Genomic DNA, 21,897 nt, shown 5'->3' with positions numbered 1-21,897 from the left:
CGTTTACTCCTCTGCGTTTTGATAAACCGCAGCTAGAATCTGGCCGGCTCCGGCGGCGAGTAACTGCTCGGCAAGTTGCTGCCCTAGTTGTTCGTAATCAGCGGCGTTCCCTTGTATTTCGTCACGCAGTACGCGCGTACCGTTCGGGTCGCCCACCAAACCGCGTAAATGAATACGGCCTTCATGCAGTTCTGCATAGGCGCCGATGGGCACTTGGCAACCGCCTTCAAGGCGCCGATTCATTGCGCGTTCCGCTAATACGCATGCGCGAGTGACATCATCTTCCAAAGGTTTTAACAGCGCTTTTACACGGTTGTCATCGCTGCGACACTCAATGCCTAGCGCACCCTGACCATTGGCTGGAAGAGATAACTCGACCGGCATGCATGCGGTAATGCGCTCAGTCAGCTCTAATCGTTTTAAGCCGGAGGCAGCAAGGATAATGGCATCGAACTCGCCCTCATCAAGCTTACGCAGGCGTGTTTGCACATTCCCGCGTAAATCTTTAATTACGAGATCAGGAAATTGCTCCGCAACTTGGCAGCGACGCCGCAGGCTGCACGTACCAACAATACTTCCTGCGGGCATCTCGGCTAAACTTTGATAGGCATTGGAAACGAACGCGTCACGAGGGTCTTCACGGGTGCAAATGGTAGCTAACTCAAGACCGTCTGGAAACTCAACAGGCACATCTTTCATGGAGTGCACGGCAATATCTGCTCTCCCTTCAAGCATGGCCACTTCGAGCTCTTTCACGAATAGTCCTTTACCACCAATTTTCGCCAATGGCGTATCTAAAATAACATCGCCGCGTGTCGACATCGGTAACAGCGACACAGATAGCCCCGGATGCAAGGATTCTAAACGCGCTTTAATGTGCTCTGCTTGCCAGAGTGCCAATGCACTTTTGCGGGTTGCGATGGTGAGAGTGTTGCTGGTCATGATGCTCCCTGAGAGTCGAATCGGATCTAAAAGCTGTTTCGTTGTGCAGAAAATGCTACGAATCGAGCCCGTTCACACCCCTTTCGGGTGACAAATTGGCACGTGAATGCGATTATATGGAACTTTAATACTCAAGTGTAACGTGACTCATGAGAAAACGCACGAAGACCATTATGTTAGCGCTCACAACCTTGCTAGTTTTAGCGGGCTGTGGTCAGAAAGGACCGCTTTATTTGCCCGAGGAGCCGGAGCAAACCGAACCGGAAGCGCAAGCGCAGGTTGAGCGTTTACCATCTCACATTTCAGTTTAAACAGGTTGTTCATGTCAGAATTTGCGACTCGCAGTGGTGTACTGCACGTTGAAGATATCTCCTTAACCGACATTGCGGCGCGCTTTGGCACGCCTTGCTATGTCTATTCACGTGCGGGGATTGTGCGCCAGTGGCAGGCGTTTGAGGCTCATATGCCCGCACCACATAAAGTGTGTTATGCGGTAAAGGCGAACTCTAATCTTGCCGTGTTGCAAGTGTTAGCGGAACTGGGCGCCGGCTTTGATGTGGTCTCGGGGGGCGAAATCGCGCGGGTATTGCGAGCGGGTGGCCGGGCACAGGACATCGTTTTTTCCGGTGTTGGCAAATCCGATGCAGAGATTCGTTATGCGCTTGCCCAAGATATCGGTCAATTTAACGTAGAGAGCGACGCGGAACTGGATCGAATATCTGAGATCGCTACGGAGATGGATTGTGTTGCACGCATTTCATTTCGAGTGAATCCGGATGTGGATGCGAAAACCCACCCCTATATTGCGACCGGTTTAGAAGCGAATAAATTCGGTATTCCCATGAAAGATGCGATGGCAACCTACTTACGGGCGGCTCAGCTACCTGCAGTCGAGATTGTTGGCGCGGATTGTCATATCGGCTCACAGCTGACAGAAACACAGCCATTTCTTGATGCATTAGATCGCATGTTAGTTTTGGTGGATGCTCTAGAGAACGAGGGCATAACGCTGAAGCATTTGGATATGGGTGGCGGATTAGGTGTTACTTACGCCAATGAAACACCACCACCGATTGGCGAATACCTTCAAGCGATGCATGCACGCTTAGCGGATTACCCTCATTTAGCTTTGTACCTTGAGCCGGGGCGCGCTATTGTCGCTAATGCAGGTGTTCTGTTAACTCGCGTTGAATATTTAAAGGCGAATCGCAGTAAGCATTTTGTGATGGTTGATGCGGGAATGAACGATTTATTGCGGCCCTCGTTATATCAAGCACATCACGATATTGTGAATGTGGTTGAATCAAGCGCACCTGAAGTGAGTGGTGATATCGTCGGCCCCGTGTGTGAAACTGGCGACTTCTTGGGTCAGAATCGGACACTGCGAGTTGCCGCTGGTGATTTGCTTGCGGTAAAAAGTGCGGGCGCTTACGGCTTTGCAATGAGCTCGAATTACAATTCTCGACCGCGGCCACCGGAAGTGATGGTCAATGGCGATCACGCATATTTAATTCGAGCGCGGGAAACGCTTGAAGATGTATGGCGTGGAGAATCATTGATTCCAAACTCGAATTCACAGTAAAGGAATAAGCGATACAATCATGCTGGTTCATTTTTCTAAAATGCACGGTCTTGGGAATGATTTTGTGGTGATCGATAACGTCACGCAAAACATTTTCTTAAGTCGTGAGCAAATTGCCACCTTGGCAGACCGGCACCGCGGTATTGGCTTCGACCAACTATTGATGGTGGAAGCGCCCTATGATCCGGATGTGGATTTCCATTATCGGATTTTTAATGCCGACGGCTCAGAAGTGGAACAGTGTGGTAATGGCGCACGCTGCTTTGGCCGCTTCGTGCGTATGAAAGGCTTAACCAATAAGCAAGAAGTGACGGTGAGTACCAAAAAAGGCACCATTCGCATTCGTTTGGAAGCAGATGGTCAAGTCAATGTGGATATGGGTAAGCCAGTTCTTGAGCCTTCAGAGATTCCGTTTCGAGCGAACAAGCAAGAAATCACCTACATTGTAAGAGCGCAGGAACAAACCTTTTTGATCGGCGCGGTGAGCATGGGCAATCCCCATTGTGTGTTACTCGTTGACGATGTAAATACAGCACCAGTGAACGAAGTTGGCGGACTACTGACCCGCTACGAGCGATTCTCGGAAGGGGCCAATGTAGGCTTTTTACAGATTACCGGAGAGAAAAGCGCCAAGCTGCGTGTTTATGAACGCGGCGTTGGTGAAACCCAGGCGTGTGGCACAGGTGCCTGTGCCGCCGCGGTATGGGGTATGATACAAGAGAAACTCGCCTCGCCGGCCACAATCGAGTTACCTGGCGGAAACCTCGAAATTACGTGGCAACCGGGAGAATCGCTGTGGATGCGTGGCCCAGCTGAACATGTTTTTGATGGACAATTTGTAATATGAGCAAAGATAAAGTGCTAGCCACTGAACTTGATACAACGCAACTGGATGCGGACATGGTTGCGGATTTCCTGCGTGCGAACCCAGATTTTTTTGAGCACTATCCAAACGTTTTGGTGCGCATGAATTTGCGGCACCAACAGGAAGGCTCGGTATCCTTAATGGAGCGTCAGCAACGAGCGCTGCGGGAAAAAGTCGCCACACTTGAAGATGAAATTACGGCGCTGATGACGCAAGCTCGCCGCAATGAGCAAATTTTTAAAGGGTACAGTTTGCTGTACCGCAAGCTTCTTAAGTGCGACAGCCTCGATTCGGTCATTGAAAACTTACAAGAAACCTTCCGCGAGCAGCTTGCTTTACCGGAACTGTCTTTAAAATTTTTCGATAGCCCGGTGGCGCTGCCAGAGCAGTTTACCTTCTCAGCAGATACGCATAAGCAGCTCTTGTCACGTCGCTTTGAAGATGAAAAAGTTTATTTAGGCCGATTGCCGAAAGATGAGTTAAAACTCCTGTTTCGGGAAGAAGAACATATTCAATCGGTGGCACTGGTGTTGCTCGGACAAGAAGGTGAGCTTGGAATGCTCGCAGTAGGAAGTAAAGACCCCCTGCATTTCGACCCTACCATGGATTACCTCCTTATTACGCAACTTCAAGATGTACTTGCTGTTGTGCTACCGCGGGTTTTGGGAGCACATCGGAGCCCTGAATAATGGCTAAAGACGCATTGCAGCAGGAAGTGGCGAGCTTCGCCGATTATCTGCTGCGCGTACGTGGTTATGCGTCACGCAGCGTCGAAAGCTACCATCGACAGCTTACCCATTGCGTCCATGATTTACAGAATATGGCCATTTCTCGGTGGCAAGATGTCACCGTGACGACGATTGAACAGATGTTAATTGCCTGGCGTCGGGCTGGCGCAGGGCCGGCCAATATTCATCAGCGATTATCTGCACTACGTACTTTTTTTACCGTTCAAATAGAGCGTGGCCAACTTACCACCAATCCAGCACGTGTCGTGAAAGCGCCGAAAGCGCCCAAACGGCTACCGAAAAACCTCGATGTGGATAGCATGATTCAACTTCTGGAAATCCCTCCCGATGATTGGTTGGCCATTCGCGATCGTGCCATGTTCGAACTGCTCTACAGCAGCGGGTTGCGGTTAGCGGAACTGGTGTCGCTCGATGTTAGCCATATTCAGTCTGATCAAGAATTACGCATTGTTGGAAAAGGTAGCAAGATGCGCATCGTTCCCTATGGTCGCGAAGCCGCCATTTGGTTGCAGCGTTGGCTTGAACAACGGGCTCAGTTACCGGGGAATGAACACGCTGCTCTGTTTTTGGGACAGCGAGGTACCCGTCTTAGTGCTCGCTCCGTGCAGTTAAGACTGAAGAAGTGGGGATTACAGCAAGGGTTGTTTGATAACTTGCATCCGCACAAACTACGCCATAGTTTTGCCACCCATATGCTGGAATCGAGTCAGGATTTGCGGGCGGTGCAGGAATTGCTCGGCCATGCCAATTTAAGCACCACACAGATTTATACCCACTTGGATTTTCAGCGCTTAGCCCAAGTGTATGATGCAGCGCATCCACGCGCGCGGCGGAAGAAATAACAGCAGTTTTAAGAGAATTTTTATGTGGCATTTTCACCAACGTTTGCACCCATTCACCGCAATTAGCTTTGATCTAGATGATACGCTTTATGATAATGAGCCGGTCATTCAGCGCGCAGAGAAGTTATTGGCAGAATACATCGCACAAGCATGGCCGGCGGTGAGCGATCTCGATGCTCAGGCGTGGCGGCAGCTGCGCGATCATGTTGCCGCAGAAGATGCGGAGTTGGCGAGCGACATGACGGCATTGCGGATTGCCACGCTCACGCGCGGATTAACCCAACGCGGCGTGTCGGAAAGGCAAGCAAAAGCAATGGCCGATGAAGGTATGGAGCGATTTCTACAAGCACGCAATGATGTACGCATTGCCCCAGAGGTGCATCAATTGCTTGCCGATTTAGGCACGCAGTTTCGCTTAGTCGCGGTAAGTAACGGTAATGCGGATATTTATCGTTTGGGATTGGGTGATTATTTTGAAATGGCCTTTCATCCAAAACTCGGGCAACGGGGTAAACCCTATGCTGATCTATTTGCGGCTGCCAGCAGCCATTTAGGGCTAGCGCGCCCGCAGCAACTTGTGCACGTGGGTGATCACCCCATAAGTGATGTACAAGGGGCACTAAACTTTGGCGCACAAGCTATTTGGTTTGCTCCAAAAGCCCCACCGGTGGCGATGACACGCTTGCCTCATGCCACCATTAAAGACCTCAACGCATTGCGAGAGCTACTGTAAAAACCGACGTGCTTTAGCGTCGTTGCCTACTGGTTTTATGTACAGTATCATGGGCGCGTATTCTTTGACATTTCTAACCCAGAGGGATCACCATGGATGTTTCTTATTTGCTCGACGGCCTAAATGAACGGCAACGTGCAGCCGTAAGTGCCGGCGAGCAAGACATGTTGGTTCTCGCTGGCGCGGGAAGTGGCAAAACACGGGTATTGGTGCACCGCATAGCGTGGCTAATTCAAGTAATGAATTACTCGCCATTCTCGATTCTGGCCGTCACATTTACCAACAAAGCGGCTGCGGAAATGCGCGGGCGCGTAGAAAAACTGTTGGGTCGTGATGTTCAGCGGATGTGGATCGGCACCTTTCATGGCTTGGCACATCGTTTGTTGCGCGCACATTACCAAGACGCTCGCCTGCCTCAGAACTTCCAAATTCTCGATAGTGACGACCAAACCCGATTATTAAAGCGCACCATTAAAGCGCTTAACTTAGATGAAAAGCAATGGCCGGCAAAGCAAGCGGGCTGGTATATCAATGCCAAAAAAGATGATGGCTTGCGCCCTCAGCATATTGAAACCTGGGATCCAGCAGAGAAAACATTTTTGCAGATTTATCAGGCTTACCAAGAGGCTTGTGATCGTTCTGGTTTAGTCGATTTTGCCGAGCTGTTATTACGCGCTCATGAATTATTGCGTGATAACAAACATGTGCGTGAACATTACCAAAAACGCTTTCGTCATATTCTGGTGGATGAGTTTCAGGATACCAACCAAATTCAATACGCTTGGGTACGCTTGCTAGCGGGGAGCGATAATCATGTTGCCATCGTTGGTGATGACGATCAGTCTATTTATGGTTGGCGTGGTGCTCAGGTGGAAAACTTGCAGCATTTTTTACGTGATTTTCCGCGTGCGGATACTATTCGTCTCGAGCAAAACTATCGATCCACCAGCACCATTCTAAAAGCTGCGAATCAGGTCATTTCCAATAATAGCGATCGGTTGGGTAAAGACTTATGGACCGATGGTGTCGATGGTGAACCCATTACCCTGTATTCCGCATTCAACGAACAGGAAGAAGCCCGCTATATTGTTGCGCAAATCAAACAGTGGCACGAGCAAGGTGGCGCCTTAAGTGATGTGGCCTTGCTGTATCGAAATAATGCCCAATCACGGGTGCTTGAGGAATCGCTCCTATATGCAAGTCTGCCGTATCGTATTTATGGCGGCTTACGCTTCTTTGATCGACAAGAAGTAAAAGATGCGGTGGCCTATTTGCGCTTAGTGAGTAATCGGCAAGATGACGCGGCTTTTGAGCGGGTCGTAAATACTCCCAGTCGCGGCATTGGCGAGCGCACGCTCAGTTTGGTGCGCGAGTTAGCGCGGAACGAGCAAACCACGATGTGGAATGCAGCACGCAAAATGGTCGGTGAATCGATGCTATCTGGGCGCGCTCGAAATGCGGTGGCATCGTTTCTTGAACTTATTGAGCAGCTTGAAGACGCTTGCATTGATCAACCGTTATCAAAGCAGACAGATCGCGTGTTAAAAGACAGCGGATTACTCGCCATGTATCAGGCGGAGCAAAGTGACAAAGCGGAAACGCGGGTGGAAAACTTACAAGAACTCGTCAGTGCAACCGAGTCGTTTATGCCTTCGGGTGAAGAAGATATGACGCCGTTAGCCGAGTTTTTAGCCCATGCGGCACTTGAAGCGGGTGATGAGCAGGCCGACGCTTATCAAGACGCAGTGCAGTTAATGACATTGCACAGCGCTAAAGGTTTGGAATTTCCGTTAGTGTTTATGACAGGTATGGAAGAGGGAACCTTTCCCTCGCAAATGTCGTCAGGCGAGCCTGGGCGCATAGAGGAAGAACGCCGGTTGTGCTATGTAGGCATGACGCGTGCCATGGAAAAATTGGTGATGAGCTATGCTGAGAGTCGTCGTTTATATGGCCAAGAAAACTTCCATCGGCCGAGTCGCTTTATTGCCGAGATTCCATCTGAACTTCTCGCCGAAGTGCGGGTGCAAACCCGCATTGAACAACCATCGGCGCGGCGAAGCCGGTTCCATAGCGGCGCTTCCCACGAAGCGTTTAGCGAAACAGGGTTTCAGTTGGGGCAGCGCGTATTGCATCAAACCTTTGGTGAAGGAACGGTGCTCAATTACGAGGGAACGGGCCCGCAAAGTCGAATTCAGGTGAACTTTGACGATGCGGGAAGCAAGTGGTTGGTGGTTGCCTACGCAAAGCTGACACCATTGCGCTAGTGCAAACTCACACCTTATTTAATCGCTGCGGCTCTGGCGGCTTTCGCCGCCTGCCGTGTTTGCCGGTGCATCCTCGCTGCGTCAAACGAATAAATGCCAAGCGCGGTCCAGATAATCGCAAAGGTTATCATTTTATCGAGTTCCAATGGCTCGCCGTATAAGAAGACAGCGAGAATAAACATCAGGCTAGGTCCGATGTATTGGAAGAACCCGAGCGTGGAATAACGAATGCGTTTTGCCGCGCCGGTGAAAAATAACAGCGGTACCGTGGTAACCACCCCTGCCATCACCAAGAGCACATTTAAACTCCAGTCATTTGCAAACATATTGCTGGCATCACTGTTTGCGAACATAAAGAAGTAAATCAGAATGGCCGGTAATAGAATCAAGACTTCAAGCCACAAGCCGGTTAAAGAATCGAAGGGCAAATGTTTACGTATCGCACCGTAGGTAGCAAAGGATGCTGCAAGCGTAAGGGCAATCCAAGGCACCGAGCCGAAGGTGATGATTTGAATGGCCACGCCGGTGAAGGCTAATCCTACCGCCCATATTTGCAATCTGCGCAGGCGCTCGCCAAAAAATAGCATTCCAATGGCGACATTGAGTAATGGATTAATGTAGTACCCGAGGCTGGCATCAAGAATGAAGTCGTTGGCTATTGCCCAGATAAACAAAAACCAATTGAATCCCACGAGCACAGCGGCAATGGCTAGTCGAAAGAGTAGTTTTGGTTGTTTAAATGCCGCCGCGACCCTTGAAAGTTTTCCGGTCATAGCGAGCAGTACAAATACCAGTATAAACGCCCACATAATCCTGTGCGCCAGAATCTCGAAGGCGGGAACATGGGCAACCGATTTAAAATAGATCGGGGCGACACCCCAAATCGTATAGGCGGCGATGGCAAAGATAACGCCTTGTTGCGCTTGTCGATCTGCCTCTGCTGTTCCGGGTAATGGAGCCGGTGGATTCACGTGGTTATCCTACAATGTAAGTGCCGGTACCAAAGGCGATGAGCATTCCTTCGTTATTGTGCATTTCCATGCGTGCTACTGCGACCTTGTTGCCGGAACGAATAATGGTGGCGGTTGTAATGAATTCTTCGCCACGGCCTGGCCGTACGTAATCTACGCGCAAATCAATGGTGCCGCAGCGGGCGATACGTTGAACAATTTCTTCAGGACCGAGCTCTTTGTTTAAACGCTCGATCACACTGGCCATAATGACGACGCCGCCGGCAGTATCAAGCGCGGTTGCTGTAGCGCCCCCATGGAGAATTTGCATGGGGGCATTGCCCACAAGCTCATCTTTCCAACGAAAACGAACCTCAGATTGCTGCGCATCGAAACGAGTCACCACAATTCCCAAATACTGTTGAAATGGGATCTGCTCATTCATAAAGCTAGAAATTTGCTCGAGTAACGAAGAAGAAGACATATGCTCATGGTTATCTGTGGCTGGGACGCTTACAATAGTGAGCATCGATCAGAGAGTCAACAACACATCAGGCCATTTAACCAGAACTTACGACCACGGTGATTTTAGCAGTGCAATCTCTATCCACAGCCCATGCCACCCCAGATTCTCGACTTGTCGAGGCGAAAGCAAAGCTGCGTGATGTTTTCGGTTACGATGCCTTTCGATTTGGTCAAGAGGCCATTATTCGTGCCGTTCTCACACGTCAAGATACCTTAGCGCTGCTCCCTACCGGGGCGGGAAAATCACTCTGCTACCAGTTACCTGCCTTAATGCTGCCTGGCGTTACCTTAGTCATTTCGCCGTTAGTATCACTGATGGACGATCAGGTCGCAGCAATGCAGGAATTAGGCATTGCTGCTGGTGCGGTGCATTCCGGTATGCAGCCTGCGGACGTGATGGATACGTTTCGCAAACTGCATCGCGGCGAACTGAAGGTGTTGTATCTGGCGCCGGAGCGTTTAATGCAAGCGAACTTCAGAGAACGCTTAGCAGAACTGGACGTTTCCCTTATCGCGGTTGATGAAGCCCATTGTATTTCCCAATGGGGCCACGATTTTCGTCCTGAGTATGGTCAGCTCGGCCAAATTCGCGAGTGGCTTCCGGGTACACCGGTGCTGGCGCTCACCGCAACCGCGGATGCGGTGACCCGCCACGATATTATCGAACGTTTGCATCTGCATACGCCTGAGCTTGTGCAAGGTTCCTTTGATCGGGCGAATATTCGCTACTTAGTGCAGGAGAAATTCAAGCCGCGCGAGCAAGTCCTGGCGTACGTGAAACGGCAGAAGGGCGCATCCGGCATCGTTTATTGTGGTAGCAGGAAAAAAACCGAAGAAATTGCCGAGTCACTTATGCGCAATGGGGTGCGGGCAGCGCCCTACCATGCAGGTTTGCCCCATGAGCAGCGTCACAGCACCCTTAAGCGCTTTTTACGCGATGATGTTGACGTGGTGGTCGCCACAGTGGCCTTTGGCATGGGGATTAATAAACCCAACGTGCGCTTTGTTATGCACTTTGATATTCCGCGCAGTGTTGAATCCTACTATCAGGAAACGGGCCGGGCCGGGCGCGATGGAGCACCGGCGGAAGCAGTCATGTTGTACGAACCCAATGATTCGAACTGGATTTGGCGGCTGTTAGATGAGCAAGAAAATAGTCCCCGTGCCCGTGTGGAAAAACAAAAATTCTCCGCTATGACGTCGTTTGCCGAAGCGCAAACCTGTCGTCGCATCGTGCTGTTGAATTATTTTAACGAGTATCGGGAACATGCGTGCGGTAATTGTGACCTATGTTTGCAACCACCGCGTTCATACGATGGCACAGTAGATGCACAAAAAGCGCTCAGTTGTGTTTATCGAACCGGTCAGCAATTTGGATTGCACTATATCGTTGAAGTGCTGCGCGGGGCACAAACACAAAAAGTAAAACAATATCGGCATGATGAACTCAGCACATGGGGAATTGGCAAAGAGCAAAGCCAAGAGCATTGGACTTCAGTACTTAGACAACTCATTCATCGCGGCTTACTAATACAAGACATTCGGCGCCATAGCGCCTTAATTATTACCGAGGAAGCCCGTCCGGTTCTGCGTGGAGAAATCGCATTGACCCTCGCAGTGCCACGCGTACAGACGGTCACACAAAGCGAGACGGTGACCGACCGTGGCCAGCACGACAAGGCGCTATTTAAACGTTTACGAGTCTTGCGAAAAGCCATTGCAGAGCGAGAGGAGAAGCCGCCCTTCGTCGTGTTCAGTGATGTAACCCTTCAGGAAATGGCGCTGATGCTCCCCACCACCCCCGAGGCGATGTTGCGGATCTCCGGAGTGGGGCAAGTGAAGCTAGAACGCTACGCTGATGCGTTTATTGCAGAAATAAAGGAATATTTGGGAAATTAGACAAGCGCACGCTGAGTATCAGCGTGCGTTTGTTGGTATGGTGGCTGAAACCCGCGTCAGTGTAATAGACGCAGCCCAGCGGTAAAAAAAGCCCACACAGAAAAAGTTTAACAACTTCTATGCTAATTGATTAATTATTCAACTAGATCTTGTAATTATTTTGTCATACAGTTTGACTAATATATAATCAAACAAAATCGATGTAGCTACATATTGATAACAAAAAAGCGGCTAAATTGGGCAAAAAATCGGTGAAACTGTCTCTTATTTGTAATAGAATTCGCGCGTTTCGTTCATGCGATAGTCATTGGATTGTCACAATCCAAGGGTATCGTTACGCGTCCAAGCTACTCTTAAATCTCTCACACACTAACTATGCAGGAAATTCGGCATGACTAAAACGACGAAACTGACTCGCATTGCTGCGGCAGTAGCGCTTACGTTGGGAATGTCTGGTGTTGCGATGGCGGAAACTGCTTCCTCCATGCGTGGCCAGATAGTTGGACCACAAGGTGAAGTGGTTGCCAATACTCGCGTTATCATTCAGCACGTTCCATCAGGTACTGTAGTTACAACAACAACCAACAATTCCGGTATCTTTACCGCGTCTGGTCTGCGTGTTGGCGGTCCTTACATTGTAATGATCGACTCTGAAGTATACGAAGGTAAAACCCTGGAAGATATCTTCCTGCAGTTGGGTGACACATACCGTGTAAACGCACAACTTGATGCTCGTCAAGAGCGTTATGAGCGTATCACTGTAACTGGCCGCGCGATTAACACCACGTCGTTGCAAGCTGGCTCTTCTAGCACCTGGGGTGCGCAAGAGATTCAGAACATGCCAACGTTTGACCGCGACCTAAAAGATGTTGTGCGTCAAAACCCGTTAGCTGCCGACTTGGGTGACGATAACCGTTCACTCACGGTAGGTGGTAATAACCCACGTTATAACAGTATTACTGTTGACGGTATCGGCCAGAATGATGACTTCGGTCTGAACTCAGGCGGTTACCCAACGAACCGTTCACCTATCTCAATCGATGCGATTGAGCAGGTATCAATTCAAACGGTTCCATTTAACGCCCGTTACTCTGGCTTCTCAGGTGCACGTATCAATGCGGTAACTCGCTCTGGTACCAACGAACTGAGCGGCTCTTTCTTCTATGAGTACGCGTCAGATGACATCGCTGGCAATCCAAAATCAAGCCGTATTTTGGGTGGCGCGCGTCCAAATCTTGATTACAAAGAAGAAACCTATGGTTTCAGCTTAGGCGGTCCAATCATCAAAGATCGCTTGTTCTTCTTTGTTAACTACGAAAACTACAGTGAGCCGACTTCAGTAGATCAAGGCCCTATGGGTTCTGCGGCGGTTGAGCAAAAACTGATCGACCCAACGGTTGTATCTCGCGTACAGCAAATCGCACGCGATGTGTACGGCGTTGACGCGGGTGACTGGAACGTTCAGCCAGACCAAAAAGACGAGAAGTTACTCGTGAAATTGGACTGGAACATCACCAACGAGCACCGTGCATCATTTACCTATCAGCGTGCTGATGATGAAGCGGCGAATAATACGCGTACCGGTGGTACTACTAACTTGAACCTTAATTCACGTTGGTACACGCGTACTCAGACCATGGATAACTTCGCGTTGCAGTTGTATTCAAACTGGTCACCAAATTTGAGTACTGAATTCAAAGCGTCTGTGAAAGATGTAACCACGGGTCAGGATCCTTCACTGGGTCTGAATATGGGTCAGGTAGATGTGCGCTTTACTGCGGATGAGAACCCAGCAGGCGCTGGCGGTACCATCAATATCGGTCCAGACCGTTCACGTCACGCCAACCATCTAGAAACCACGACTACTGAACTGCAATTGCATGCTGAGTACCTGTTAGGTGAGCATCAAATCCAGTTCGGTGCAGAATATCAAAACATCGATGTATTCAACTTGTTCGTACAGAACGCGTTGGGTGTTTACACCTTCGATAGCATCGACGATTTTGAGAACCAGTTTGCAGCACAAATTCAATACCAAAACGCATTTACCAATAACGTAAATGACGGTGCTGCTGAGTTTGCCTATGGCACCATGGCTGCATATTTGCAAAACACATGGGATGTGAACTGGGATCTAACGTTGAACTTCGGTGTTCGCTACGAGCGCTTCCAGTCCAATGATCGTCCTGCGTTCAACCAAAACTTCCAAGACCGTTATGGTTTTGATAACACCACGAACATGGATGGCTTGGATCTGATTCTTCCACGTTTCAGCTTCAACTATGAGTGGACTGATAACATTACTGTTCGCGGTGGTGTAGGTCGCTTCTCTGGTGGTCGCCCCAATGTTTGGATTTCAAACGCATATTCAAACGATGGTGTAACAATCGTTGCAGCGCCAAACTTGAACAACGTTCAGGACGCGGATATTACCTCTGTGCCTCAGCAAATGCGTGATGCGTTGCAAGCAGGCGACGGTAACACCACGCCAATCGATCCAAACTTCAAAATGCCTTACGACACGCGTTATGCGTTAGCGTTAGACTACTCAGACCTAAGCATCCCATTATTGGGTGATGGTTGGTTTGCGTCAGCGGAAGTTGTGTATACGCAAAAAGATCGTGAAGTTGCGTGGACTAACTTAGCGAAAGCTGCATTGCTTGACGACAATGGTAACCATGTCACTTCAATGGGCGGACGTCCTCTGTATGTGGGTTGGGATCCATTGGCTGGACCACGTCCAGACACCATCGGTGGCTTTAACACGAACCGTTACGATATTTTGTTAACGAACGTTTCTGGTGGTCGCTCAGTGGTATCAACTTTCAGTATTGGTAACAACTGGGACAACGGCTTAGGCTTCCGTTTCAGCTATGCTAACCAAGACGTAAAAGACATCACTTCTGGTGGTTCTTCAACAGCGCACTCAAACTACAACTTCCAAACGGCGATCGACAAACAGCACCCAACTGTGGGCGTTGCATCGTATGAAGTGAAGCATCGTTTGATGGCGTCATTGAACTACCGTACAGAAATCTTTGCGGGTTACGCGTCTAACTTCAACCTGTTCTGGGAGCGCATGTCTGGTCGTCCATACAGCTACGCATTGGATACCTTCCGCTTCCGTGGATTTGGTGACGGTTCACAGCAAAACTTGTGGTCTTCTACCAACTACTTGCCATATATCCCAAGCGGCCCGAACGATCCAAACGTTCGCTATGCTGGCGGCTTAACCTATGCGCAATTAGCTGAGTGGTTAGAAGGTGCAAACCTGAGCCAGTACGCTGGTGGCTACGCGGTACGTAACGAAGGTAACCGTGGTCCTTGGTTGACGAACCTAGACTTCCGCTTTGAGCAGGAAATCCCAGGATTGTTCAACGACCATCGCGGTGCTATCTACGTAGATATCCGTAACGTATTGGCGATGATTGACAACAACCAGCGTCACACAGTGAGCTTCTCGGATACCGGTGTTCGCTTTGCCGCGGTACAGGTAGACCCAGACACTGGACAGTACATCTACAGCCCTCCTTTCGGTGGCTTCGGTACTCAAGCTGATGCAGTGCGTTACAACGCGCGCGGTTCAACTTGGAACGCGAAAATCGGTGTTCGCTACCGCTTCTAAGCCTCCAAGTTAAGAAGAAAGCAATTGATAAACGGCCACTATTTAAGTGGCCGTTTTTTTGTGCTCGAAACTTCTGCTAAAGTCTAATCTGTTTTCAATGGCGCTCGTGCTAGTGTCAAACCCGACGTATTCTGGCATTGAAACCTAACAAAAAAATGGACGCACAGAATGAATGCAATTTTTGTTTTGCTTGCAGGTATTGGCGCCATGGCGCTGGGTTATGTGGTGTATTCCAAGTTCATCGCTGAACGAATTTACAAACTCGACCCTCACTTTCGTACTCCCGCCCATGAGTTTGAAGATGGTATCGACTTTGTCCCCACCAACAAATTTGTGCTGTGGGGCCATCACTTTACCTCGGTCGCTGGCGCAGCGCCCATTATTGGGCCGGCTATCGCGGTAATTTGGGGTTGGGTCCCTGCGTTCTTATGGGTCATTCTCGGTACCATTTTCTTTGCTGGGGTACACGATGCGGGTGCCATTTGGGCCAGTAATCGCAATAAGGCCAAGTCTATTGGCGCCCTCACTGGGGATGTAGTGGGCGCACGCGCCCGTAGCCTATTTATGATTGTTATCTTCCTCGTGTTGCTAATGGTCAATGCGGTGTTTGCGGTCGTGATTGCCGGTCTGTTGGTTGACTTTAACAGCGCTGTAATACCGGTTTGGGGCGCAATTTTCGTGGCCCTAATTATCGGTCAGCTGATTTATCGAAAACTTGTCGGCTTATTGGCGGTATCTATTATTGGTGTTATCGCGCTGTATAGCTTGATTGGGCTCGGCCCGGTATTTCCGTTGGCGCTGCCAGAAACCTTCATTGGTCTGTCAGATCGAGCGCAATGGATTATTATTTTGTTCGGCTATGCCGCCATTGCATCGTTACTTCCGGTGTGGGTATTGCTACAACCGCGGGATTACATCAATGGTTTGCAGCTTTTTATCGGATTGATATTGCTGTATGCGGCGGTGCTCTTGGCAGGGCCTGACATGGTGGCACCAGCGTTCAATACAGAATTGCCCGAAGGGACACCCTCAATGGTGCCCTTACTGTTTGTGACCATCGCCTGCGGCGCTATTAGTGGCTTCCATGGTTTAGTGGCCGGCGGCACCACGGCGAAACAACTGGATAAAGAAACCGATGCCCGTTTTGTTGGCTATTTTGGCGCAGTTGGTGAGGGCTCACTTGCGCTAGCAGCTATCATAGCTGCGGCAGCAGGCTTTGCGACCTTAGCCGACTGGCAGGCGGTGTATCATAGTTTTGGGCAAGGAGGCGTGAACGCTTTTGTAAGTGGTGGCGCGAGTATTTTAAGTAATGGGATCGGCTTAAATGAAAGTTTGGCGCAAACCTTACTCACCGTAATGGCAGTGCTTTTTGCCGGTACCACCATGGATACGGGGTTACGTTTACAGCGTTATATTTTCCAAGAATGGGGCCAGATTTATAATATTCACTGGATGCAACGGGTGCTTCCGGCGACGTTGCTGGCGGTGGGGGCCTGCCTACTTCTAGCCTTTGGCGCCGGTGGTGCCGATGGTGCGGGTGGTCTGCTCATTTGGCCGTTGTTCGGAACCACCAATCAGTTGCTCGCGGGCTTAACGCTGTTAGTGATTACCGTGTTACTAGTACGTTATGGTCGACCCATGTACGTTACCTTAATCCCGCTTTTATTTTTGTTGGTGATGACGGTCGCCGCACTTATTCTGCAATTGCGAACTTTCTATCAGCAACAAGACTGGTTCTTATTCGGGCTTGATATTGTGGTGCTCGTTGCCGCCATTCTCATTGCACTGGAATGCGGTTCCACGCTAACGCGACTGCGCAAGCAGCAAGGAAAAGAGAGCGTCGCTGATGACACGACTGGGTAAGATTAAAGCACTTTGGCGCAAGGCCAATGCGTTTGCGGAGGAGGCGTATAACGCCCCCTACCGTGCCGCAATTGCACGGGCAAAGCGTGATCATGACGATTTATTTATGCTTATGGTCTACTCAGAGTTAATGGGGATTCCAAACCCGGCCAGTTTCTACACCTTGGAGTTACAACCCCTCATGCTTGAGCGTTTTCACGATTGGCACAAGCGTATGGGGATGGAACATTCGCCGTTAGATAACATACGCTGTTGCTAGATACGCTCATTTCGTTCTTGTTTAATCCGCAGCACGATCCAGATTGCGGCACTGACGAATGCACCGACGATGAGGCTATAAACGGGTGACCACACCACGACTGCGTTATACATGTCGTCGTTACTGCGAATGGATTGAATATCAAATAGTAAGGCGAGTTGGAAATGCATATGTAAAAGCAGGGTGAAACCAGCTCCGATAACGCAAACCCAGCGCCATAAACGAGAGACGCGTGAGTACACCATGATTAGGGATATGGCGACCACCAGGGGCACCATGTTCAAACTGAATGCAAACGCCGAGGGGAAATGGTTGAGATAGATCACTCCCCCGCAAAGTACGAGCAGGATACCGCTGATGATGAGGGTCTTGCGCATGGTTTTCTCCTTGCCGACTTCTGCAGTATGGCAGATGAATCACATCGATGCCCTGAGAGTAATGATATGACTTGGACTGATTTTTCGATCACCGCGCAGGCCACGCTACTTTCCCGACGTTTGCTTTTAGTCGGTGGTAAAGGTGGCGTGGGCAAAACCACCATCTCCTCAGCGTTAGCGTTGCGGTCGGCATCGCTGGGAAAGAAGACGTTACTGGTATCCACGGATCCGGCACACAACTTAGGGGACATATTTGATTGCCAGATTGGGAGCAAGATCCAAAAAATAGGCGAGTACTTAGATGCGCTAGAAATTGATCCTGAAGCGGAGCAACAGGCGCACTTGGCACGTATTATTGGGCAAATGAAACAGTTTTTGCATCCTGATATGCATAGGGAAGCGGAGCGGCAACTGCGGTTATCAACCCATTCTCCAGGGGCGCAAGAAGCGGCGCTGCTTGAACGCATTTGCCGTGAGATCGAGCATGGCCTAGCGCACTATGATGTCGTCATCTTTGATACCGCCCCTACTGGCCACACATTACGCTTACTGAGTTTGCCAGAAGTGATGGCGGCCTGGACGCAAGGGATGCTAAACCATGAAAAGAAATCGTCTGAGTTAAGTGGTGTATTGGCGCACTTAAGTCCGAAAGCAGGCAAAGATGTGGATAATCCATTGGGCGCGCCGGACACTCTCTCAAGCGCCGGTTTTAGCGATCGTAGCCGAGGTATCGCAGAAACCTTGATCAACCGGCAGCGGCTGTTTCAGCGCACGCGAAGGCTGTTAAAAGATGCCGAGCAAACCGCATTGGTGTACGTCTTGGTGCCTGAGAAGCTACCTATCCTTGAAACCACAAGGGCGGTTACAACGTTGCGCGAGGAAAAGCTTCCAGTGGCCGGTTTATTTGTGAATCGAGTTCTGCCGGAAACTGCAGATGGTGAGTTTCTTGCCGAGCGGCGTCGCCAAGAAGCGCAACGACTCGCAGAAATTGAGCAGCTATTTGCCGCTTATCCTTTGTATCGCGTGCCGTTGCAGGCAACCGATATTCAGGGAATTGAGCAATTAGAGCGGGTGTTGTAAAACAAAGGCGTTGAACTATCCCAGGATAGAACAACGCCTTTGCCGACACGTGCTTAACGAATGTCGTCGCCGCGCGGCGCTGACATAGGCTGTGCTTCCAACGTTGGCCGCGGTGACTCCTCAAGCAGTTCATGCAATAAAGAGATCGCTCGCTCAAGCTGGGCATCGCTTCCTTGGAAGGTGGCGAAAGGCAGATTATCCACTTCGATATCTGGCTTCACACCGCTCCCCTCCACAATCCAGCGCCCATCCATGGCAAAGACAGGCAGTTCGGCAACGCGAGCAATGCCGCGGTCAGCCAATTGATTGCGTCCGGTGAGCCACACGCCCGCCCCGGCAGTTTGTTTTCCGACAACAGGACCTAACTCAAGGGCGCGAACGCCTGCGGTAAAGGTTTCACCATCGGAGTAGGTGAGCTGATCGGCCAGAACCACTAATTGCCCGGTAAAGGTTTGCTGCATATTGGTAAAGGCATCACTGTCACCTCGGGGCTGCCAGAACATCCAAGCGCGGCGCAGTAATTTTTCAATAATCCAGCTATCAATGTTGCCGCCACGATTGCGGCGCACATCAATAATGAGTCCGTCTTTTTGGAAGTTGGCGTAAAACTCGCGAGCGAAGCTGCTCACATCGTTGGCGCCCATTGCATACAAATGGAGGTAGCCATAACGACCGTCGCTTGCTTCATCTACTTTGGCGCGATTTTGCTGCACCCAAGTTTCATAGCGTAAGCGATGATCACGGCCACCGTTTACTGGTGTAACGACTGTGTTTAGTGTCTCACCATCACGTCGTAGTGTGAGTAACACTTGTTTACCAGAGGTGCCGCGCAACATGTGTGCGACATCGCCGGGATGCGCTACAACACGACCATTAATATGCGTGATGACGTCCCCTTGCTGAGCGTTCACGCCAGGAGCTGCTAGCGGAGCCGCGTGATGAGGCAACTCTGGATCGACTTGATAAATGGTCACAATACGCACACCTTCCGCCACGGTTTCTAATTGGGCGCCTAAGGTTGCGGCACTGGCTCGTTCACTTGGGGCTACGTAATCGCCTCCGCGCACTTGTGAATGCAGCGCATTAAGTTCACTAAGGAGTTGTGAAAACACATCGTCCAGCTCGTGCCGATCCGTGAGTCGTTCTAGCAATGGTTCATAACGGGCACGCATAGCACTCCAGTCGATACCACGCATATTGGCGTCAAAGAATTGCTCTCGATGCATGAGCCAGGCATCGCGAAACATTTGCTGCCACTCTTGTTGCGGGGCAAAGGCCAATTGCCAGTCGCGGGTGGCAATGCGTGCATTACTGGTATCACTGGGGGCACTTGCATTGGCGGCGACAACGAACATATTGTGAGCGCCAGGTTGTTGATAAAACAGACGCTTGCCGTCATGTGAGAGCGCGTAGCGCAATACATTCGCGGCAAAGGTTTCGGTTTTCACATCGGTATTACGAAGAGCGATGCTATGCAATACCGGCATGTTGCCCTGGCCAGGCGCGCGGGTTTGCACGTACAGGCGTTCGTTGTTCATCGCTAGATTAAAGTAGTTATCTGCCGACACCGGAACCTGCCAAAGACGGCTCGCTAAACCACTCAAATCGATCGGTTGCTCTTTTGCTTTGTCCTCGTCGCAGATGGCGACTTCTACATCAGGCGCAAAAGGGAAACATGCGTCGGGTTTGAGAGATACCGCATAAATTTGGGTACGCTCGTTAAACATGGGGCCCATATTACGGTCACCCCAAGGTGAACCTGGCGTCGGGCTAAACTCCCGATCGGAAAGGAAATAGAGCCAATGGCCGTCTGGGCTAAAGGCTGGTGAATACGACTCATATTTATCCGAAGTAACCACCGTATGGGCATTGTCGTTGAGGCTGTAAACGACAACTTGCTGGCGTTGCGGCTCGTTGCGCGATTGCATGGTCACACTGAGGAGACTGGAATCGGCAGCCCAATGGATATCTGGGTAGCCACTGCCAGGCGCTTGCCCGGAAAGTGCTTTGCGATTGTCTCCAGTTTCGAGGTCGAGTAGATAAAGATCGCCGTGATTATCATGATGGGCTAAATAGCGTCCGTTTGGAGATAAACTTAACCCCCAACGTAGGGTATTGCCATCGTCGGTAAGCTGTTCACCGCCGGCGCTGCCATCGGCAGGGAAACGCCAAATCTCATTCTCACCGCTGTGATCATTGACCGCATACACCCATTCTCCGTCGTGACTAATTAAGCCAAAACGGCTACGCGATGCTTCAGGCGTTTGCACTTGCACCACGCGACGTGGGCTGGTGGTGGCTACCGCAATTTGGCTGCGCGCCGTCAGCACGACTTGATCATCACCACCGAATTGGACGTCAGTTAAGTAATCCAATGGGTTTTCCAGCCAACGCTCCTGACGTTGAGTAAAGTCACTGACAATTTCGATGTCGAGCGTAGTTGATGCGCCGTTAGCGATGTTATAGACATGCAGGTCGGCGCCACGCTGATAGACAATGCGACCTTGGTGAAGGTTGGCGTCCCACACTTGCCAGTCGTTATACTGGGTGTGCTGACGGAAATCTGCGCCGGTGCCACTCATCGACCACAGATTCGGTGTGCCGTCGGCATCGCTGATAAAGTACACCCGACCTTGCCAGAACATGGGGCGTTTTACGGAGCCTTCGTGGCTGTCTGTTAACAACGTCGCTTCTTGCTCTGAACCCAGCGTATAGCGCCAAATTTGACCTTTGGCACCGCCCCGATAAACCCGTGCATTGTCACCGGTGGCCTGTAAACCAAAGCGTGTAAAGTACAAATGATGACCATCGTCACTGACGACCCCTTCAATGGCGTCTGTCAGAGGAATCGTGTGTGTCGCTAATGTATCTGGATGCACCTGCCGCAAAACCCATTGATTGGCAGGCCCCACCACATTGTCGGTGCTGTAAATTACACGACCATCGGCACTCCAGCCTTGCATGCGTACGCGACTATTCTCAAAGCTCACGCGCTTTGGCACGCCGCCCCGAAGGGGCATCACATAGATTTCCGGCTCACCGTCATAATTTGCAACGTAACCTACATATTGACCGTCCGGTGAAATGCGGGCGCCCAATTCCTCTGTAGCGTGGCTGGTTAACCGTCGGGTATTTTGCGTTTGCAAATCAGTTTTCCAGAGGTCCCCTTCGGCCGTGAAAATCACGGTGTCTTGGTGGATGGCTGGGGCACGGTAATAGCCTTGGGAAGCGCCTACACTGGCACAAGAGAACACTGCAATCAGGGCGCCGAAGGCCGTGATTGAGCGGCGGTTAAAATAGGTCATATTATGTTTCCGTAGTCATTGAGCGTCAGGGTGCCAA

At 50.5% G+C, this 21,897-nt stretch carries 17 protein-coding genes; 12 read left to right on the top strand and 5 right to left on the bottom strand.

Features of this window, described 5'->3' with window-relative positions; all coding sequences use genetic code 11:
- Nucleotides 1-3 precede the first annotated feature (3 nt).
- A complete protein-coding gene (gene hemC, locus HXZ99_RS11515; protein ID WP_194757438.1) occupies nt 4-942 on the bottom strand; it encodes a hydroxymethylbilane synthase in 939 nt (312 codons plus the stop codon).
- Nucleotides 943-1,091: 149 nt separating this feature from the next.
- Here hemC and lptM point away from each other — a divergent pair, with 149 nt between their 5' ends.
- The 7 genes from lptM to uvrD all read left to right on the top strand — a co-directional run bounded on the left by lptM (nt 1,092) and on the right by uvrD (nt 7,977).
- Nucleotides 1,092-1,253, top strand: a complete 162-nt coding sequence (gene lptM, locus HXZ99_RS11510; protein WP_194757437.1) for an LPS translocon maturation chaperone LptM — start codon at nt 1,092-1,094, stop codon at nt 1,251-1,253.
- Nucleotides 1,254-1,264: 11 nt separating this feature from the next.
- Nucleotides 1,265-2,524, top strand: a complete 1,260-nt coding sequence (gene lysA, locus HXZ99_RS11505; RefSeq protein WP_194757436.1) for a diaminopimelate decarboxylase — start codon at nt 1,265-1,267, stop codon at nt 2,522-2,524.
- 19 nt (nt 2,525-2,543) lie between these two features.
- Nucleotides 2,544-3,371: a diaminopimelate epimerase gene (gene dapF / locus HXZ99_RS11500; protein ID WP_194757435.1), complete on the top strand. Its 828-nt coding sequence runs from the start codon at nt 2,544-2,546 to the stop codon at nt 3,369-3,371.
- Nucleotides 3,368-4,078, top strand: a complete 711-nt coding sequence (locus HXZ99_RS11495) for a DUF484 family protein (RefSeq protein WP_194757434.1) — start codon at nt 3,368-3,370, stop codon at nt 4,076-4,078. The genes dapF and HXZ99_RS11495 overlap by 4 nt, the downstream gene beginning before the upstream one ends.
- Nucleotides 4,078-4,980, top strand: coding sequence for a tyrosine recombinase XerC (xerC, locus tag HXZ99_RS11490; protein ID WP_194757433.1), 903 nt, complete (start codon nt 4,078-4,080; stop codon nt 4,978-4,980). The genes HXZ99_RS11495 and xerC overlap by 1 nt, the downstream gene beginning before the upstream one ends.
- A 22-nt stretch (nt 4,981-5,002) precedes the next feature.
- The gene (locus HXZ99_RS11485; protein WP_194757432.1) at nt 5,003-5,713 is read left to right on the top strand and encodes an HAD-IA family hydrolase; all 711 of its coding nucleotides are present in this window, start codon (nt 5,003-5,005) and stop codon (nt 5,711-5,713) included.
- A 92-nt stretch (nt 5,714-5,805) separates the two neighbouring features.
- Nucleotides 5,806-7,977, top strand: a complete 2,172-nt coding sequence (gene uvrD, locus HXZ99_RS11480; RefSeq protein WP_194757431.1) for a DNA helicase II — start codon at nt 5,806-5,808, stop codon at nt 7,975-7,977.
- A gap of 14 nt (nt 7,978-7,991) precedes the next feature.
- Here the strand turns inward: uvrD and rarD are convergent, their stop codons facing one another.
- Complete coding sequence (rarD, locus tag HXZ99_RS11475) at nt 7,992-8,948, bottom strand: EamA family transporter RarD (RefSeq protein WP_194757430.1); 957 nt, start codon at nt 8,946-8,948, stop codon at nt 7,992-7,994.
- A gap of 4 nt (nt 8,949-8,952) precedes the next feature.
- Nucleotides 8,953-9,411 carry a thioesterase family protein gene (locus HXZ99_RS11470; protein WP_194757429.1) on the bottom strand — a complete coding sequence of 153 codons (459 nt, stop codon included), beginning with the start codon at nt 9,409-9,411 and terminating at the stop codon, nt 8,953-8,955.
- A 110-nt stretch (nt 9,412-9,521) separates the two neighbouring features.
- Between HXZ99_RS11470 and recQ the strand changes: the two genes are divergently transcribed.
- The 4 genes from recQ to HXZ99_RS11450 all read left to right on the top strand — a co-directional run bounded on the left by recQ (nt 9,522) and on the right by HXZ99_RS11450 (nt 17,098).
- Entirely contained in the window at nt 9,522-11,351 is a 1,830-nt protein-coding gene (gene recQ, locus HXZ99_RS11465; RefSeq protein ID WP_194757428.1) for a DNA helicase RecQ, read from the top strand.
- Nucleotides 11,352-11,742: 391 nt separating this feature from the next.
- Nucleotides 11,743-14,976, top strand: a complete 3,234-nt coding sequence (locus HXZ99_RS11460) for a TonB-dependent receptor (RefSeq protein ID WP_194757427.1) — start codon at nt 11,743-11,745, stop codon at nt 14,974-14,976.
- 168 nt (nt 14,977-15,144) lie between these two features.
- Nucleotides 15,145-16,839, top strand: coding sequence for a carbon starvation CstA family protein (locus tag HXZ99_RS11455; protein WP_194757426.1), 1,695 nt, complete (start codon nt 15,145-15,147; stop codon nt 16,837-16,839).
- Nucleotides 16,823-17,098 (top strand): cory-CC-star protein, encoded by a 276-nt coding sequence (locus HXZ99_RS11450; RefSeq protein WP_194757425.1) that lies wholly within the window; start codon nt 16,823-16,825, stop codon nt 17,096-17,098. The genes HXZ99_RS11455 and HXZ99_RS11450 overlap by 17 nt, the downstream gene beginning before the upstream one ends.
- Here the strand turns inward: HXZ99_RS11450 and HXZ99_RS11445 are convergent.
- Nucleotides 17,095-17,475, bottom strand: a complete 381-nt coding sequence (locus HXZ99_RS11445; protein ID WP_194757424.1) for a hypothetical protein — start codon at nt 17,473-17,475, stop codon at nt 17,095-17,097. The genes HXZ99_RS11450 and HXZ99_RS11445 overlap by 4 nt on opposite strands.
- Before the next feature lie 66 nt (nt 17,476-17,541).
- On the opposite strand from HXZ99_RS11445, the gene HXZ99_RS11440 reads away from it, so the two are divergent.
- Nucleotides 17,542-18,555, top strand: a complete 1,014-nt coding sequence (locus tag HXZ99_RS11440; RefSeq protein WP_194757423.1) for an ArsA family ATPase — start codon at nt 17,542-17,544, stop codon at nt 18,553-18,555.
- A gap of 53 nt (nt 18,556-18,608) precedes the next feature.
- On the opposite strand, the gene HXZ99_RS11435 is transcribed toward HXZ99_RS11440, so the two are convergent.
- Nucleotides 18,609-21,860 carry a S41 family peptidase gene (locus tag HXZ99_RS11435; RefSeq protein ID WP_194757422.1) on the bottom strand — a complete coding sequence of 1,084 codons (3,252 nt, stop codon included), beginning with the start codon at nt 21,858-21,860 and terminating at the stop codon, nt 18,609-18,611.
- Nucleotides 21,861-21,897 lie beyond the last annotated feature (37 nt).

It is taken from the genome of Aliidiomarina indica (genome assembly GCF_015354615.1).
GTDB lineage: Bacteria > Pseudomonadota > Gammaproteobacteria > Enterobacterales > Alteromonadaceae > Aliidiomarina > Aliidiomarina indica.
The sequence above is the reverse complement of the archived record's forward strand: the minus strand, read 5'-3'. Positions and strand labels throughout refer to the sequence as shown.

What these genes read in the sequence shown, in the direction of transcription:
- hemC (WP_194757438.1), bottom strand. Translation starts at nt 942, where the DNA reads ATGACCAGCAACACTCTCACCATCGCAACCCGCAAAAGTGCATTGGCA.
- lptM (WP_194757437.1), top strand. Translation starts at nt 1,092, where the DNA reads ATGAGAAAACGCACGAAGACCATTATGTTAGCGCTCACAACCTTGCTA.
- lysA (WP_194757436.1), top strand. Translation starts at nt 1,265, where the DNA reads ATGTCAGAATTTGCGACTCGCAGTGGTGTACTGCACGTTGAAGATATC.
- dapF (WP_194757435.1), top strand. Translation starts at nt 2,544, where the DNA reads ATGCTGGTTCATTTTTCTAAAATGCACGGTCTTGGGAATGATTTTGTG.
- HXZ99_RS11495 (WP_194757434.1), top strand. Translation starts at nt 3,368, where the DNA reads ATGAGCAAAGATAAAGTGCTAGCCACTGAACTTGATACAACGCAACTG.
- xerC (WP_194757433.1), top strand. Translation starts at nt 4,078, where the DNA reads ATGGCTAAAGACGCATTGCAGCAGGAAGTGGCGAGCTTCGCCGATTAT.
- HXZ99_RS11485 (WP_194757432.1), top strand. Translation starts at nt 5,003, where the DNA reads ATGTGGCATTTTCACCAACGTTTGCACCCATTCACCGCAATTAGCTTT.
- uvrD (WP_194757431.1), top strand. Translation starts at nt 5,806, where the DNA reads ATGGATGTTTCTTATTTGCTCGACGGCCTAAATGAACGGCAACGTGCA.
- HXZ99_RS11470 (WP_194757429.1), bottom strand. Translation starts at nt 9,411, where the DNA reads ATGTCTTCTTCTTCGTTACTCGAGCAAATTTCTAGCTTTATGAATGAG.
- HXZ99_RS11460 (WP_194757427.1), top strand. Translation starts at nt 11,743, where the DNA reads ATGACTAAAACGACGAAACTGACTCGCATTGCTGCGGCAGTAGCGCTT.
- HXZ99_RS11455 (WP_194757426.1), top strand. Translation starts at nt 15,145, where the DNA reads ATGAATGCAATTTTTGTTTTGCTTGCAGGTATTGGCGCCATGGCGCTG.
- HXZ99_RS11450 (WP_194757425.1), top strand. Translation starts at nt 16,823, where the DNA reads ATGACACGACTGGGTAAGATTAAAGCACTTTGGCGCAAGGCCAATGCG.
- HXZ99_RS11445 (WP_194757424.1), bottom strand. Translation starts at nt 17,475, where the DNA reads ATGCGCAAGACCCTCATCATCAGCGGTATCCTGCTCGTACTTTGCGGG.
- HXZ99_RS11440 (WP_194757423.1), top strand. Translation starts at nt 17,542, where the DNA reads ATGACTTGGACTGATTTTTCGATCACCGCGCAGGCCACGCTACTTTCC.
- HXZ99_RS11435 (WP_194757422.1), bottom strand. Translation starts at nt 21,860, where the DNA reads ATGACCTATTTTAACCGCCGCTCAATCACGGCCTTCGGCGCCCTGATT.